Source organism: Butyrivibrio sp. AE3003, from assembly GCF_000686065.1.
In the GTDB taxonomy this organism is placed as follows: domain Bacteria; phylum Bacillota; class Clostridia; order Lachnospirales; family Lachnospiraceae; genus Butyrivibrio; species Butyrivibrio hungatei_A.
Genome location: NZ_JMLX01000001.1, coordinates 2,772,585 through 2,789,460 on the forward strand (window position 1 = coordinate 2,772,585; position 16,876 = coordinate 2,789,460).

Consider the following 16,876-nt stretch of genomic DNA (forward strand, 5'->3'; position numbering starts at 1 on the left):
ATAAAACTTAGACAAACTGCGCTGTAGACGAAACAATGTGGCATGTGATACATTGAAAATGCAGTTTGTCTTTGAATATTACGGAAAGGAAATAATTCAATATGGCTATGACCAATCAGGAACTACAAAAGACGGCTAATGAAGTAAGAAAAAGTATAATAACAGCACTTCATGCAGCCGGAGCAGGACATCCGGGCGGATCTTTATCTTCAACAGATATTTTCACATATCTGTATTTTGAGGAAATGAATGTAGATCCCAAAAATGTTTCAGATCCGGACAGAGATCGTTTTGTCCTTTCAAAGGGACATTGTGCACCGGGACTTTACTCTGTAATGGCAGAGAAAGGTTATTTCCCTAAAGAGGAACTGACAACGCTTCGTAAGCTTGGTTCAAGACTTCAGGGACATCCCAGTATGCAGTATCTTCCGGGACTTGATATGTCAAGCGGATCACTTGGACAGGGTATTTCAGCAGCTTGCGGAATGGCACTTTCTGCAAAGCTTGATAAAAAAGATTTTAGAGTATATACACTTCTTGGCGACGGTGAGCTTCAGGAAGGTCAGGTATGGGAAGCAGCTATGTTTGCAGGTTTCCGCAAATTAGATAACCTTGTTGTTATCGTGGATAACAACGGTCTTCAGATTGACGGACCTGTAGATAAGGTATGTTCACCTTATCCTATCGATAAGAAATTTGAAGCATTCAATTTCCATGTTATCAATATAGACGGACATAACTTTGATGAGATCAAGGCAGCTTTTGAAGAGGCTAAGAAAACAAAGGGTATGCCCACAGCGATCATAGCGCACACTGTTAAGGGTAAAGGCGTTTCATTCATGGAGAACCAGGCAGGATGGCACGGAAAAGCTCCTAACGACGACGAGTACAAGCAGGCTATGGAAGAATTGGAAAGGATAGGTGCAGCACTATGAGCGAAGTAAAGAAGATTGCAACAAGAGAAAGTTATGGTAATGCTCTTGCGGAGCTTGGTGATGAGTTTCCAAATCTCGTAGTTTTGGATGCGGATCTTGCAGCATCAACCAAGACTGCTGTTTTTCAGAAAAAATTTCCTGAGAGACATATAGATTGCGGTATCGCAGAGTGTAATATGATGGGAATCGCAGCAGGACTTGCAACAACAGGAAAGATTCCTTTTGTTAGTTCTTTTGCCATGTTCGCTGCAGGACGTGCATTTGAGCAGGTACGTAACTCAGTGGGATATCCCCATCTTAATGTAAAAATTGGCGGAACACATGCCGGAATCACAGTAGGTGAAGACGGAGCCAGCCATCAGTGTAATGAAGATTTCGCTCTTATGAGTGTTATTCCCGGAATGGTTGTTATGTGTCCTGCAGATGATATTGAAGCAAAGGCTTGCGTTCGCGCAGCTCTTGAGCATGAAGGACCTGTTTACATCAGATTCGGACGTGCTGCATGCAGTATCATCAACGACAGACCCGATTACAAGTTTGAAATCGGTAAGGGTTCTGTTATCAAAGAAGGTACCGATGTAACTATTATTGCGACAGGTATCTGCGTTGATTCAGCAATCGGTGCAGCTGAGAAGCTTGCTGCTGACGGAATTTCCGCAGAGGTTATCAATATCTGTACTATCAAACCTCTTGATAAGGAACTTGTTATCGCTTCAGCAAAGAAGACCGGCAAGGTTGTAACTGTTGAAGAGCACTCTGTTATCGGCGGACTCGGAAGCGCGGTTAGTGATGCACTTTCAGAGAGCGCACCTACTCCTGTTAAGAAACTCGGAATGCAGGATAAGTACGGTGAGTCGGGAACAGCAGGTGAACTTGTTCATAAGTATGGACTTGATGCAGATGGAGTATATGCTTCAGTAAAGGAATTTCTTAAATAATGAATATATTGAGTTCTTCAATTCTGTCAGCGGATTTTACACGACTGGGATCGCAGATCGAAGAAGTCGATAAGGCTGGCACCCACTACATACATATTGATGTCATGGATGGAATGTTTGTTCCTTCTATTTCGTATGGAATGCCGATAGTTAAGAGCATAAGAGGGATAACCGATAAGCTTTTTGATGTGCATTTGATGATAGTGGACCCGATACGTTACATAAAGGACTTTGTGGACGTTGGGGCAGACTCCGTAACTTTTCATCAGGAGGCTACCGATGATCCCGAAGCGGTCATTGACGAGATACATAAATATGGGAAAAGAGCCGGCATAGCAATTAAACCGGGAACTCCCATAGAAGCAGTCCTGCCCTATCTTGAGAAGGTTGAGATGGTTCTTGTCATGACGGTTGAACCGGGATTTGGCGGACAAAAGCTGATACCTGAAAGTCTCGATAAAGTCAGGGAGCTCAGAAAGCTCATTGATGAAAGAAAGCTTGATGTTGATATTCAGGTGGACGGCGGAGTATACATCGATAATGTAGAGGAAATATTGGAGGCTGGTGCGAATGTGATTGTATCCGGTTCAGGTATTTTTAAGGGCAATATTTCTGAAAATATTATAAAATTCAGGAAGATATTATCGGAATAACAACCTGCACATTGACAAAAAAACATAAATAAAATACAATTTCAGTATAAGCTGCAAGTGGGCTCATGTGCATAGCGCATGAGCCTTTTTTTCCAAAAAATACCATATTTCTATCATGGTGTGGAGGCGTTATGAGGAAATTTACTTCGTTAGCTGTTGCTGTTTTTTTATGTCTGACTACGTTAGTTGGATGTAGTTGTGCACCGCCGTCACAACGAGCGGAGAAGTCTGTTCAAAGGCTTACTATAGGTTTTGTTAAATCGGTTGATGAGGAAGAAATTCTTGGTTCAAGCGATGCGCTCAAGAACATGTTCAAGAGCGAAATGATAAAGCAGGGCTATTATGTCAGGGATGTAGAAGTGGAAGTAGGATCTTCATATGAAATGATAGGCAGAAAACTCGCTATCGGGGAAGTTGATATAGGCTTTGTTCCCGGAGCAACTTACGTACTATATGAGGAGTATTGCGATGTTATTCTGACGGCACTCAGGAAAGGATTGTCGATTGAAAGTGACGAACCCAGAGTGTGGAATGACAATACACCGACATCTACAACGGATAAAACGGTAACATATTACAGAGCGCTTATTTTGGCAGGTCCATCGGCAAAGGGACAGGCCATGGCGGAAAAAGTAAATAACGGGGAGCCGCTTACATGGGAAGAACTCAATATGCTCAGATGGGGAGTAATGAATTCCACGTCACCCGCCGGATATTTGTATCCGTCTCTTTGGTTGAAAGAGAAATATAATAAAAAGATCACCAACCTCAAATATGTAACTGAAGTTGATACATACAGTACGGCATTTGAGGGACTGGCATCTGAAGCTCTTGATGTTATATGCATATATGCTGATGCAAGGCGCGATTTTGAAGACAGGTGGCGCAGTAAATACGGAAGACCTTTTAATATCTGGGATGAAACGGCTGTTATCGGCGTCACAAGCGGAATTTATAATGATACCGTTTGCGTCAGCAAGACAGCGACTGTAATGGATGAATCGTTAAAGGAAGCCATTCAGCAGGCATTTATAAATATCGGTAACACAGAGGAAGGCAAGAAAGTATTGTCTTTTTACAAACATGAAGGATATGTGGCGGCGGATCCTGAAGATTATGAGCCGATAAGAGCTGCCAGAGAAGTAAATAATTTAAAATAATAATTATAAGACGCCACAGGCACGGAAAGGATAAGTGTCTGTGGCGTTAATTGACATTTGGGAGGCGAAAAGGCATACTATATTTGTTAAATTAAGAAGAGGTAAGAAGGCATAGAATGTATAAAAGACTAGAAAGAAACGATCCGTGTTGGTGCGGAAGCGGCAAAAAATATAAAGCATGTCACGCCGCATTTGATGATAAGCTTATTGCACTTGAACATAAAGGTTTCAGGATTCCTTCCAGAGACCTGTTAAAAACTGAAAAAGATATTGAAGGAATAAAAAAGAGTGCGGTCATAAATATGGCTGTACTTGATGAGATCGGTGATAAGATACGTGCAGGAATGACAACTCAGGAAATCGACGACATCGTATATAAAACAACCACTAAGATGGGAGGAATACCGGCTGATCTTAATTACGAGGGATTCCCTAAGAGCGTATGCACTTCAATAAATGAAGAAGTTTGCCATGGAATCCCGTCTGAGGATGTGATCTTGCAGGACGGAGATATAATAAATGTCGATTGTTCAACAATTCTTGACGGATATTACTCTGATTCTTCGCGAATGTTTTGCATAGGAAATGTATCCCCGGAAAAGAAGAGACTTGTCGATGTTACAAAAGAGTGCCTTGAAGTGGGCCTCAAAGCGGTAATTCCATGGACTCCTATCGGAGATATGGGACACGCCGTACATCAGCATGCTCTTGATAACGGATATACTGTCGTAAAAGAGATTGGCGGACATGGTTGCGGAAATGGTTTCCACGAGGAACCTTTTGTAAGTTATGTCAGCAAACCGGGGACTGGAATGATAATGGTTCCCGGTATGGTATTTACGATAGAGCCTATGGTGAACATGGGAACAGATGAGATCTTTTGTGATGAAGAAAACGAGTGGACAGTTTATACAGCAGACTTAAAGCCTTCGGCACAGTGGGAAGTGGAACTTCTTGTGACCGAAACGGGATATGAGTTGCTCTGTTGGTAATATATCAGGAAGGAATGGATAGAATGCAGAATAAGGGAAAGTACTATATAACTACAGCAATCGCGTATACATCGGGTAAGCCTCATATCGGAAACAGTTATGAGATCGTTCTTGCAGATGCTATAGCAAGATATAAGAGAAGAGACGGATTTGACGTGCATTTTCAGACAGGATCTGATGAGCACGGTCAGAAGATAGAGACAAGAGCTATCGAAGCAGGATGCAATTCTCCTAAAGAGTTCGTTGACAGAGTTTCAGATACTATCAAAGGACTTTGGAACCTCATGGATACATCTTATGACAGATTTATCCGTACAACAGACGAAGACCACGTTAAGCAGGTTCAGAAGATCTTTAAGAGATTCTACGATCAGGGAGATATCTATAAGGGATCTTACAAGGGAATGTACTGTACAGAGTGTGAGGCCTTCTATACAGAGGGACAGCTCGTTGACGGTAAGTGTCCCGAGTGTGGCGGCGAAGTTCATCCTGCAGAGGAAGAAGCATACTTCTTCAAAATGAGCAAATATGCTGACAGACTTATTGAGCATATCAACACACATCCTGAATTCATTCAGCCTGTTTCCAGAAAGAATGAGATGATGAACAACTTCCTTCTTCCCGGACTTCAGGATCTGTGCGTATCAAGAACATCATTTAAGTGGGGAATTCCCGTAGACTTTGATGATAAGCATGTTGTATATGTGTGGCTTGATGCACTTTCAAACTATATAACAGGTATCGGATACGATGCAGAGGGCAACAGTTCAGAAGAGTACAAGAAGTGGTGGCCCGCTGATCTTCATCTTATCGGAAAAGATATTATTCGCTTCCATACAATTTATTGGCCTATTTTCCTCATGGCACTCGGAGAGCCTCTTCCTAAGCAGATTTTTGGCCATCCATGGCTCTTGCAGGGCGGCGAGAAGATGAGTAAGTCAAAAGGAAACGTTATCTACGCCGATGACCTTGTAAGCTTATTCGGAGTCGATCCCGTAAGATACTTCGTCCTTCATGAGATGCCTTTTGAAAACGACGGTGTTATCACATGGGACCTTCTCGTTGAGAGATTTAATTCAGACCTCGCAAACACGCTCGGTAACCTTGTAAACCGTACTATCGCAATGAGTAACAAATATCTTGGCGGAGTATTGGCCGATAAGGGTGTGAAAGAGGCTGTTGACGATGACCTTAAGGCAGTTGTTACAGGCTGCTACGATAAGGTTGAAGCAAAGATGGACGAGCTTCGTGTTGCAGATGCACTTACAGAGATCTTTACACTCTTTAAGAGATGCAACAAATATATAGATGAGACTGAGCCTTGGATCCTCGGAAAGGATGAGAGTAAGAAGGACAGACTTTCAACTGTTCTTTATAACCTTGTTGAGGCTATCTCAATCGGTGCGGCTCTCCTTGATCCGTTTATGCCTGAGACTGCTGCTAAGATCAAGAAGCAGATCAATGCGGCTGACAGAGATTTTGATACTCTTAATAAGTTCGGATTGTACAAGAACGGAACAAAGGTTTCAGAGAATCCTGAAATGCTTTTTGCCCGCAAGGATCTCAAGGATGTTCTTGAGAAAGCTGCAGAGATAACAAAGAAGCAGAAGGCTGAGTATGAAGAAGCTCAGAGAAAGGCTGCAGAGAACCTTGCAAAAGCAGGTCTTGCTCCCGCTCCTGCAAAAACAGCAGGTGATGCTGACGAAGCAGTTATCGATATCCCTGCAAAGGATGAGATTACATACGAACAGTTCGGAGCTATGCAGTTCCAGGTTGGCGAGATCATAAAGTGTGAGGCGGTTGCAAAATCCAAAAAGCTTCTTTGCTCACAGGTTAAGATCGGAAGCCGGGTAAAGCAGATTGTATCAGGTATCAGAAAGTATTATTCTCCTGAGGAGATGGTAGGCAAGAAGGTAATGGTACTTGTGAATCTTAAGCCCGCAAAGCTTGCAGGCGTTATGTCGGAAGGAATGCTCCTTTGTGCGGAGGATGCGGAAGGCAATCTTGCACTTATGACACCTGAAAAAACAATGCCTTCGGGAGCAGAAATCTGTTGATAATTTAATAGGGATTCGTGTTATCATATAAATATGATATAGGTGTTTAATAATCGGAAATTCGTATATCATAAAAATGTAAAACCACACACGTTGGGAGGGATTTCTTATGGTACGTAAAGAGGAACTGACTTACAAATCACGTGACAGACAGACCATGCTTAACGCAGTAAGATGGATTCCCGAGGGACAGCCGATTGCAATTCTCCAGGTTATTCACGGGATGCAGGAATATACCGACCGCTATGATGAATATGCCCGTTTTATGGCAGAGAACGGCATAATGGTTATAGGTAATGATAATCTGGGCCATGGTAAGTCGGTTAATCCACCCGGCAGTATTTACGGATATTTTTGTAAGAACGATCCCGCAACGGTTTTGGTGCGCGATGCGCATAGATTAAAGAAGATGACACAGGAAGAATTTCCGGGAGTTCCGGTATTTATCCTTGGTCACAGCTTTGGTTCATTTATAGCCAGAGAGTATATGACACGATACGGAACAGGAATAAAAGGTGCGATAATCCAGGGAACAGCGTACACTACAAGAGGTACACTCGGTGCGATGAATTTCTGGGTATCCCTGTTGCAGTTCTTTTTCGGTGAAAAGCATCGCTCGAAGATGATCAATGATATGGCCTTCAAGGGATATCTGAGGAAGATTGAGAAACCTGCCACACCTTTTGACTGGTTATCACATAACGAAGAGAGTATAAAAAAATATATCGCAGATCCTGCGTGCAACTTTATTTTTACACTTAATGGATTTAAGACAATGGCTGAGCTGTTAAAGAGAATACAGGATGAGGACAGGATGGAAGATATTCCGAAAACTCTTCCCGTGCTTATAACCGGCGGAAGCGAAGATCCTGTGTGTGGCTACGGAGAGGCACTCAAGAGACTTTACGATATTTACAGGCTTCAATTACAGATGAAGAATGTTGATATAAAGATTTATGACGGATTCCGCCATGAACTTCAACAGGAAATCGGAAGAGAAAAAGTATTTGCAGATCAGCTGGATTGGATCAAGAAAGTGTTGAGCAGTGATAATTGATACATCAAAAGTGATCGTTAGATGTGCATACAATTCTGATTGGGAAGGGGCGATGAAACTTGCGTGGGAAACTTTCGCCAAGTTTGACGCCCCTGATTATTCAGTAGAGGGTATAGGTAATTTTCGTAACTTTGTGACGGATGAGAATCTTCACAAGATGTTTGTAGCAGGGCATTATCAGTTGTTTGTTGCGGTATATGGCAATAAATGCCTGGGAATGCTCACAATAAGGGAAAAATCACACATATCGCTATTGTTTGTTGATGGGGACTACCATTACAATGGAATTGGTAGTGCCCTTATTAAATTTGTTTCTGATTATGTTTTGACTGAAGAGGGGATAGACAAACTCACAGTCAATGCATCACCGTATGCGATCGATTTTTATCACAGACTGGGATTTAGAGACACGCATAAAGAGACGGTTGCCGACGGAATAAAATTCACACCGATGGAATTGAGGTTATGAAAAATGGGAAAATTTTTTAGTTTAGATAGCCCCTTTGTGGCTGGACTTACAAGACTTGCCGATGTAATGTGGCTCAACATATTGACACTGTTATTTGCTGTTCCGCTTATGATCGAGCAGGTAATGATCTTGGGACCGGCTGTTTCACCGCTTATGACAGAGGGTGGACAGTTTAGTTATGATGTTTTTGTAGCAGCGGTAATGTGGTCGTGGATAATAGGAATTCCGTTGTCTGCAATATGTGGCCCTGCATGCACTGCTATGCATTACGTTCTTTTGAAGATGGTCAGAGAAGAAGACAGCTATGTGACGAAGACATTCTTTAAATCGTTCAAGGAAAACTTTAAACAGGGAATAGTTCTTCAGGTTATAAAGTTTTTTTGTGGGCGGAATGCTTATTCTTGATTTCCTTATCCTCAGAAGCAGAGGCGGATTCTACAGATATGTTGTGTTTGCAATGTTCGTCTTTTTGTATATGGTGGGACTTTATGTTTTTCCGCTCCAGTCAAAATTTGAAAACACTATTGTGAAGACGATAAAGAATGCATTCATATTGACGATAATCGCGCTTCCAAGATCTTTGGGAATGGCGTTTGTTTCGCTTCTTCCGATTCTTCTTGCTTATTTCTTTGACATGAAATTTATTCCCATTTATGTACTTGTGGGAATAGCGGGCCCTGCGTATCTTTGTGCGGTTCTTTATAATCCTACTTTCAAGAGATTCGAGCCCAAAGAAGAAGAGGTTTCCGAAGAAGATGAGATGAATGCCGCTATCAGAAAACTCGACGAGCTTGATGAAGAAGAAAAAGGTGAATAATTAGCAAGTTGCATATGGATTTTTAAAATTATTCGTCAACATTACGGAATTGGAAATGTATTTTGAGGTCAATGAGCACATTGGCCAATGTATTATAAAAATTTTGTGAAATTAGTGAATAGTAAATAAAGTGAGCCAAAGCTATACTAAGTTCTATCATAAGCTATGTAATGAATTAGGAGGAATTTAAGGTTATGGCAAGTTTATCACTTGAGAATGTATGCAAAGTATATCCCAACAAGTTTGAAGCTGTTAAAAACTTCAACCTTCAGATTGAGGATAAAGAATTTATTATTTTCGTAGGACCTTCAGGATGCGGAAAGTCAACAACTCTTCGTATGATTGCAGGACTTGAGGATATCACATCAGGTACTCTTAAGATCGGTGACAGAGTAGTTAATGATGTAGAGCCCAAGGACAGAGATATTGCGATGGTATTCCAGAACTACGCTCTGTATCCTCACATGACAGTATATGATAACATGGCATTCGGACTTAAGCTCAGAAAGGTTCCGAAGCCTGAAATAGATAAGATGGTTAAAGAGGCAGCTAAGATCCTTGATCTTGACAAGCTTCTTGATCGTAAGCCTAAGGCTCTTTCCGGTGGACAGAGACAGCGTGTTGCTATGGGACGTGCTATCGTTCGTAATCCTAAGGTATTCCTTATGGACGAGCCTCTTTCAAACCTTGATGCTAAGCTCCGTGTACAGATGAGAACAGAGATCGCTAAGCTTCACCAGAGACTTGGCACAACAATCATCTACGTTACACATGACCAGACAGAGGCTATGACTCTTGGTACAAGAATCGTAGTTATGAAGGACGGTCTCATTCAGCAGGTTGACACACCTCAGAACCTCTATGAGAAGCCCGCTAACCTCTTCGTTGCAGGATTCATGGGATCACCTCAGATGAACTTCATCGATGCTGAAGTTGTAGTTTCAGGTGACACAGCAAGCCTCAGAGTAGCAGATCAGCTTATTGAGCTTCCTCCTGCAAAGGCTAAGAAGGTTATCGAGGGTGGTTACGCAGGAAAGACTGTAACATTCGGTATCCGTCCTGAGGATGTTGATGATTCAGAGGTAGTTGTTAGCACATCTAAGGCTGTATTTGAGTCAACAATCAACGTATACGAGCTTCTTGGTGCAGAAGTTTATCTGTACTTTGATCTTGATCAGTTCCCTATCACTGCAAGAGTTGATTCTCGTACAACAGCAAGACCCGGCGACAAGGTTAAGTTCGCATTTGATGTTGAGAAGATCCACATCTTCGACAAAGAGACAGAAGAGACAATCACAAACTAATATTGTGAATATACTATTAAGGAGCCGTGCAAACGCATGGCTCCTTTTGTGATATACTTAAGGTAGTTTCTTTTGAAAGGAGAAAGCATGATTTCAACGCAGACGATAAAAGGAAGTATAAGTGAACTTGGAGCTATAACCAAAGTAGAATTATGTGTTATGGATCTGGGTGGAGAAGTTGTGGCGTCTACAAGTGATCTTGGATTTTCCGATATTTCCATAATTACAAGTTTTGCTTCATCACCCGTGGATTCACAGGTGATAGGTGACATCCATCTTTTTAAGGTTATGGACGATGGAGATCCCATGTATATTCTACTTTCAAAAGGCGACAATGAGCAGGCATATATGGTGGGAAAGATTGCGGTGAGCCAGCTTCAGGCTCTTGTTCTTGCCTACAAAGAAAGATTTGACAGGAATAATTTTTTCCAGAATCTGCTTCTTGATAATATGCTGATGATTGATGTGTATAACAGGGCAAGGAAGCTCAAGATTGAAGTGACGGCTCCCAGAACTATAATCCTGGTTGAAACGGGACGAACAAAAGATAACAGCGCAAGAGAGCTTTTGTCCAGCATGTTTTCGTCTACGTCAGGTGACTATGTAACTGCGGTTGATGAGAACAGCATTATCATAGTAAAGTCACTTGGAAAAAATGAGTCATATGATGACATAAACCGCGTGGCAACAACAATAGTGGATATGATGAATACAGAGGCCCTTTTAAATGTAAGAGTTGCGTACGGAACCATAGTTGAAGAGATACGCGATCTCAGTAAATCATTCAAAGAAGCAAAGATGGCGCTCGAAGTCGGAAGAATCTTCAATGCCGAGTGCAGGGCAAACGGATATAATACGCTCGGAATAGGAAGACTTATATATCAGCTTCCCGAGAGCCTTTGTAAGATGTTTATAGATGAGATTTTTGAGGATAAGGAAGTACCCAGTAATCTGGATGAAGAGACTTTAAATACTATTTCGAAGTTTTTTGATAATAACCTCAATGTGTCTGAGACTTCAAGACAGCTTTTTGTACATAGAAACACTCTTGTGTACAGGATTGAGAAGCTTGAAAAGAGCTGTGGACTTGATGTGAGAAAATTCGATGATGCGCTTACCTTCAAGATCGCACTCATGGTCCTTAATTACATGAAATATCTTAAGGAAAGAGAATAAAAGAAAGCGGTCCTGTGAGGGATACATGTACGTTGACTTCCGACGCAGCGCAGGCGACCTTACAACACATGAAAGGTTCTGCTTAGTGCTGCTTCGTTCCCGACCTGACACGGTTCGCAGATTTTCATTGCATAAGACCCACGCTTGTACAAAAGGACTGCTACATGCACCCTTCACAAGACCGCTTTGATTACTATACTTTTTTTTGACCGTAATGTCAATTTGTTATTGCTGGATAAGATCCTTAAGGGTGTAGCTGTCGATGTATTTGTTTACGACTTCGTCCAGTCCTTTCCAGAAGTTAACAGAATTGCATGAATCGGTCCTGGGGCACATAACCCCGTTTTCATATGCGACGCATTCAACGGGCGTGAGATTTCCTTCAACTGTTCTGAGTACGTCACCGATATTATATTCCTCGGAGGGCTTGGAAAGACGGTATCCGCCGTTACTTCCACGCATGCTGTTGAGGTATCCTGCTCTATTTAAGGTCGAAACAATTTGTTCCAGATATTTTACAGGTATGTTTTGTCTCTGAGAAATGTCTTTAAGTGAAATGAAATTGTCGTTACCGAAGCTGGCAAGATCTATCATTACTCTCAAAGCGTATCTTCCCTTTGTGGATATTCGCATAAAAAACCCCTTTTTATAGATAATTTGGTATAATATAGTGATATAATGTAGAATTGCAAAAATGACTTAAGTCATGAAGTAATTCGTATATCATATATTAACAGAATTACTACCATTTCGCTAGGAAAGAAGTATATTTATGAAAATGCAGCCAAAATCCGCAGGTGTGAACATGGAAAACTGCACTGAGGATGAGCTTAAAGATATCAAGTACATGAGAGCCGCCATTAATCAGGCGAAGAAAGCGTTTGCTCTTGGAGAAGTTCCGATAGGATGCGTAATAGTTTATGAAGACAAGATAATCGGACGAGGATATAACAGGCGCAACACAGACAAAACACCGCTAGCACATGCGGAAATAACCGCTATACGCAAGGCGGGAAAGGTGATAAAAGATTGGAGACTTGAGGGATGTAAGTTGTATGTTACTTTGGAGCCGTGTCAGATGTGCGCGGGAGCCATAGTACAGGCAAGAATACCCGAAATCGTTATGGCAGCGGAGAATCCCAAGGCGGGATGCGCCGGATCGGTCATGAATATTTTGAACAATCCGGATTTCAATCATCAGGTTGTTGTGAAAAAAGGCGTATTGGAAGAGGAATGCAGTAAACTGCTGAAAGATTTTTTTATAGAGCTGAGAGCAAGAAATAAAGCTGAGAAAGAGCAGAAAGGAAATCTTTAAGTGAAAAGGAAGATTCTCGCGCTGGTTATGACAGCGGTAATGACAATTAGTACAGTAGGCTGTGGAAACAGTAGAAAAGTAGTTTCGGATTTTCAATACCGTAATATAGATGTTTCAGGCCCTCCGGTTACAATTACTTATCTGACTATAGGAGATAAGCCCATAAACGGAATGACCGAGAAGGTTTTGGACAGACTTAACGAGCTTCTTTTAAAGAAGGTAAATGCGAAGCTGGATATCTATTATATTGGCTGGAACGATTATCTGGAAAATTATAACAAGACGCTTAGTTTGGGAAACGTTAATGTAGATCTTATCGCTGCGGGAAGTGACTGGCTTGACGCATGGCCTAACGCGGCTAAGGGATATTTTTTACCCCTTTCTGAAGATATGCTTAGAACATATTGTCCGCAGACATATAAATATGTGTCATCCATGGACTGGAGTTGCTGCACTTATGAAGGAAAGATATATTTTATTCCGGAAAATGAGTATACCCAGTGGATAAACTATGGTTTTGTTTACAGATTGGATGATGTAAAAAATGTAGAGAAAGCCAAGAGTAACGATCTCGGAAGAGATTTCAACATAGGTGAGATACAGGACTGGGATACGCTTGATGCATTTTTTTACGCTCTATAGAGAGCAGAATCCCGAGAAGCTTTTCTGGGATGCTGACGGAAAAGAAACAAAGCAGGCTCTTGGATATATTATGTCCGAAAGTAATTATATTCCTATATATGAGCTTGGCGAATACGGAGTGTGGGGCATTTTTAAGAATGCGCAGAGTCAGATAGTTTCACCTTATATGTCGGGTAATTATCTTATTAACTATGCCAAGCTCATGAAGAAATGGAATGAGATGGGCGTATGGAGAAGTGATTTTTCGGATTACAAGGATAACTATGAGGCTTTCTATAACGGAGATACCTCGGTTGTTCTTGCGACTACAGAGGACTATTACACTACGATAAAGCCCAATATGGAAATTTATCAGCCTGAGGCAAAGCTTAAGTTCTTCTGGTTTGGAAAAGAAAATCTGTTAAAGACAAGTATTTTGCACGGAGCAATGGCAATCTCATCAAAGTCAAAGAATCCTGAGAGAGCTCTTATGGTGTACGATATCTTAAGAAATGATGTGGAGTGCTACAGACTTATAAGATACGGAATTGAAGGTGTGCAGTACCAGATAAATCCCAAAGACATGCTTGAGAGACCTAACGGATATAATGACGAAAAAGATGGAATAACAACCAACTTCTGGTGGGGAAGAAGAGATTCCTATGAAAAAGCAGACTCGAACTATGCCTGGGATGATTATAACGAACTTAAGTCAGAGTATAACAAGATTGCAATAGACTATCCTTGGGACAGATACCGATTTATGACGACCAATATCAACAATACGATAGAAGCAGTCACCAAGGTGTGCGATAAATATATTCCTGAGATCACGTATGGCAGATATGAAGGAACTCCGGAGGCTGAGGTCAATGAATTCAGGACTGCTCTACAGGCCGCGGGAGTAGATGAGGTAAAAACATATCTGCAGAATATTTATGATGCCGATAAGGATAAGAACGGACATTAATAAATATCATACAAAGAAGACGAAAACTATGATAAAATAACGCCTGTAAATTGTATACATGTATAGCGTAGTAAAAATGGGTAGGAGGAATGGTAATGGTAACAACACTTGAACATGGGTGTTATCTCATAAACGGTAACACTGTAGTGCCTGATAATGCAGAGGCTGCAGCGGTTCTCGCATCTAACGGTGTATCAGAGGATGCGGCAAAGAGTGCGAAAGAGAACACAATAGCATACGGAATACTTAAAGAGCATAATACTTCCGGAAACATGGAAAAGTTATGCGTTAAGTTTGATAAACTTACTTCACATGATATTACATATGTCGGAATCATTCAGACAGCAAGGGCATCGGGACTTGAGAAATTCCCTATTCCCTATGTACTTACAAACTGCCACAATTCACTTTGTGCGGTTGGCGGAACAATTAACGAAGACGATCATGTATTTGGTCTTACAGCTGCTCAGAAGTATGGCGGAATCTATGTACCCCCTCATCAGGCGGTTATCCACCAGTTTGCAAGAGAGATGCTTGCAGCAGGCGGAAGCATGATTCTTGGATCTGATTCACATACAAGATACGGTGCTCTCGGAACAATGGCTATCGGAGAAGGTGGCCCCGAGCTTGTTAAGCAGCTTCTTGGACAGACTTATGATGTTGATATGCCGGGAGTTGTAGCAATTTATCTTGAGGGTGAGCCTAAGAAGGGCGTAGGACCTCAGGACGTTGCACTTGCAATCATCGGAGAAGTATTCGGAAGCGGTTACGTAAAGAATAAAGTAATGGAATTTGTCGGACCCGGTGTTGAGAAGCTCAGTGCTGATTTCAGGATCGGTGTTGATGTTATGACAACAGAGACAACATGTCTTTCATCAATCTGGCAGACAGACGATACGATCAAAGAGTTCTATGAGATCCACGGAAGAGTCGGTGATTACAAAGAACTTAAGCCCGGAAAGGTTGCTTACTATGACGGTCTTGTTAAGGTTGACCTCAGCTCGATCAATCCTATGATCGCTATGCCTTTCCATCCAAGTAACGTATATGAGATCGCAGAGGTTAATCGCAATGCTGCCGATATTCTTGCAGATGTTGAGAAGAGAGCAAGAGTAAGCTTTGGTGACAGCATTGAGTATTCACTTCAGGATAAGCTCAAAGACGGCAAGTTCATTGTTGAGCAGGGAATAATCGCAGGTTGCGCAGGCGGTGGATTTGAGAACATTTGCGCAGCAGCAGATATCCTTAAGGGACACTATATCGGAAACGACAGATTTACACTCAGTGTATATCCTGCTTCAACACCTATCTTTATGGAAGTTGTTAAGAACGGCGCAGCTGCTGCAATTCTTGAGACAGGAGCAATCCTTAAGACAGCATTCTGCGGACCTTGCTTCGGTGCAGGTGATACTCCCGCAAACAATGCGTTCAGTATCAGACATTCAACAAGAAACTTCCCTAACCGTGAAGGCTCTAAGGTTCAGAACGGCCAGGTTGCTTCAGTTGCACTTATGGATGCAAGATCTATCGCAGCAACAGCAGCTAATCAGGGTGTTCTTACACCTGCAACAGAGTTTGACGGAGAACTCAAGAAATACAAGTATCACTTTGACAGTGAGATCTATAAGAACCGTGTATTTGATTCACATGGAGTTGCAGATCCTTCCGTTGAGCTTCAGCTTGGCCCCAACATCAAGGATTGGCCTAAGATGTCAGAACTTCCTGAGAACATGGTACTCAGAGTTGTATCAGAGATCCATGATCCTGTAACAACAACTGATGAGCTCATCCCTTCAGGAGAGACTTCATCTTACAGATCAAATCCTCTCGGACTTGCTGAGTTTACATTATCAAGAAAAGATCCTGCATATGTAGGACTTGCAAAAGAAGTTCGTGCGGCACAGGATGCTCTTGTAGAGGGCAAAGATCCCATTGCGGCATGGGGCGAGCTTAAGGGCGTAATGGATGTGATCGGTAAGAAGTTCAGCGGTGTTAATAATGACAACGTTGGATTCGGATCAACAATCTTTGCTGTAAAGCCGGGTGACGGATCTGCCAGAGAGCAGGCTGCATCATGTCAGAAGGTTCTTGGCGGATGGGCTAACATTGCCAATGAATACGCAACAAAGAGATATCGTTCAAACCTTATTAACTGGGGTATGCTTCCTTTTGTTATTGAAGAGGGTGAACTTCCTTTCAAGAACAAAGACTACATCTTCCTTCCCGGAATCAGAGATGCGGTTAAGAATAAGGATGAAGTTATTAAGGCATATGCTGTTGCAGGGGACAGCATGACTGAGTTTGAACTTAAGCTTGGTAATCTCACCGATGACGAAAGACAGATAATTCTTGACGGTTGCCTTATAAACTACAACAGAGTTAAATAAAAGGGACTGGTATTGGTATGTTTTC

At 41.9% G+C, this 16,876-nt stretch carries 17 protein-coding genes and 1 other RNA gene; 16 read left to right on the forward strand and 2 right to left on the reverse strand.

Annotated elements, in window-relative coordinates; translation table 11 throughout:
* The first annotated feature begins 107 nt into the window (after window positions 1–107).
* The 12 genes from CD00_RS0113280 (at window position 108) to CD00_RS0113335 (ending at window position 11,558) form a co-directional block, all read left to right on the forward strand.
* A complete protein-coding gene (locus CD00_RS0113280; RefSeq protein WP_026656408.1) occupies window positions 108–935 on the forward strand; it encodes a transketolase in 828 nt (275 codons plus the stop codon).
* Window positions 932–1,873 carry a transketolase family protein gene (locus CD00_RS0113285; RefSeq protein WP_026513993.1) on the forward strand — a complete coding sequence of 314 codons (942 nt, stop codon included), beginning with the start codon at window positions 932–934 and terminating at the stop codon, window positions 1,871–1,873. Before CD00_RS0113280 ends, CD00_RS0113285 begins: the two co-directional genes overlap by 4 nt.
* A complete protein-coding gene (gene rpe / locus CD00_RS0113290; RefSeq protein ID WP_026656409.1) occupies window positions 1,870–2,526 on the forward strand; it encodes a ribulose-phosphate 3-epimerase in 657 nt (218 codons plus the stop codon). Before CD00_RS0113285 ends, rpe begins: the two co-directional genes overlap by 4 nt.
* A gap of 131 nt (window positions 2,527–2,657) precedes the next feature.
* A complete protein-coding gene (locus CD00_RS0113295) occupies window positions 2,658–3,686 on the forward strand; it encodes a phosphate/phosphite/phosphonate ABC transporter substrate-binding protein (RefSeq protein WP_034462141.1) in 1,029 nt (342 codons plus the stop codon).
* Between the two features lie 116 nt (window positions 3,687–3,802).
* Window positions 3,803–4,678, forward strand: a complete 876-nt coding sequence (locus CD00_RS0113300; RefSeq protein ID WP_026656411.1) for a methionyl aminopeptidase — start codon at window positions 3,803–3,805, stop codon at window positions 4,676–4,678.
* Between the two features lie 23 nt (window positions 4,679–4,701).
* Window positions 4,702–6,735: a methionine--tRNA ligase gene (gene metG / locus CD00_RS0113305; RefSeq protein WP_026656412.1), complete on the forward strand. Its 2,034-nt coding sequence runs from the start codon at window positions 4,702–4,704 to the stop codon at window positions 6,733–6,735.
* Between the two features lie 109 nt (window positions 6,736–6,844).
* Entirely contained in the window at window positions 6,845–7,792 is a 948-nt protein-coding gene (locus tag CD00_RS0113310) for an alpha/beta fold hydrolase (protein ID WP_026656413.1), read from the forward strand.
* A 52-nt stretch (window positions 7,793–7,844) separates the two neighbouring features.
* On the forward strand, window positions 7,845–8,261 hold the full coding sequence (locus CD00_RS0113315; protein ID WP_081670623.1) for a GNAT family N-acetyltransferase: 417 nt from the start codon (window positions 7,845–7,847) through the stop codon (window positions 8,259–8,261).
* 3 nt (window positions 8,262–8,264) lie between these two features.
* Entirely contained in the window at window positions 8,265–8,666 is a 402-nt protein-coding gene (locus CD00_RS0113320; protein WP_026656415.1) for a YesL family protein, read from the forward strand.
* On the forward strand, window positions 8,653–9,078 hold the full coding sequence (locus tag CD00_RS0113325; RefSeq protein WP_026656416.1) for a hypothetical protein: 426 nt from the start codon (window positions 8,653–8,655) through the stop codon (window positions 9,076–9,078). The genes CD00_RS0113320 and CD00_RS0113325 overlap by 14 nt, the downstream gene beginning before the upstream one ends.
* A gap of 194 nt (window positions 9,079–9,272) precedes the next feature.
* Complete coding sequence (locus CD00_RS0113330) at window positions 9,273–10,382, forward strand: ABC transporter ATP-binding protein (protein WP_026656417.1); 1,110 nt, start codon at window positions 9,273–9,275, stop codon at window positions 10,380–10,382.
* 87 nt (window positions 10,383–10,469) lie between these two features.
* Entirely contained in the window at window positions 10,470–11,558 is a 1,089-nt protein-coding gene (locus CD00_RS0113335) for a PucR family transcriptional regulator (RefSeq protein ID WP_026656418.1), read from the forward strand.
* Here the strand turns inward: CD00_RS0113335 and ffs are convergent.
* Both ffs and CD00_RS0113340 read right to left on the reverse strand, forming a co-directional pair.
* An RNA gene (gene ffs / locus CD00_RS19915) (signal recognition particle sRNA large type) lies at window positions 11,557–11,761 on the reverse strand. The genes CD00_RS0113335 and ffs overlap by 2 nt on opposite strands.
* Window positions 11,762–11,783: 22 nt before the next feature.
* Window positions 11,784–12,191, reverse strand: a complete 408-nt coding sequence (locus tag CD00_RS0113340) for an RrF2 family transcriptional regulator (protein ID WP_026656419.1) — start codon at window positions 12,189–12,191, stop codon at window positions 11,784–11,786.
* A gap of 145 nt (window positions 12,192–12,336) precedes the next feature.
* Between CD00_RS0113340 and tadA the strand changes: the two genes are divergently transcribed.
* From tadA to CD00_RS0113355, 4 genes are all read left to right on the forward strand, one after another.
* Window positions 12,337–12,873, forward strand: a complete 537-nt coding sequence (tadA, locus tag CD00_RS0113345) for a tRNA adenosine(34) deaminase TadA (protein WP_420354238.1) — start codon at window positions 12,337–12,339, stop codon at window positions 12,871–12,873.
* Window positions 12,874–13,515 (forward strand): extracellular solute-binding protein, encoded by a 642-nt coding sequence (locus tag CD00_RS19485; protein ID WP_051594204.1) that lies wholly within the window; start codon window positions 12,874–12,876, stop codon window positions 13,513–13,515.
* The gene (locus tag CD00_RS18440; RefSeq protein ID WP_051594205.1) at window positions 13,493–14,464 is read left to right on the forward strand and encodes a DUF3502 domain-containing protein; all 972 of its coding nucleotides are present in this window, start codon (window positions 13,493–13,495) and stop codon (window positions 14,462–14,464) included. Before CD00_RS19485 ends, CD00_RS18440 begins: the two co-directional genes overlap by 23 nt.
* Before the next feature lie 95 nt (window positions 14,465–14,559).
* Window positions 14,560–16,851, forward strand: coding sequence for a hydratase (locus CD00_RS0113355; RefSeq protein ID WP_026656421.1), 2,292 nt, complete (start codon window positions 14,560–14,562; stop codon window positions 16,849–16,851).
* Window positions 16,852–16,876: the final 25 nt, after the last annotated feature.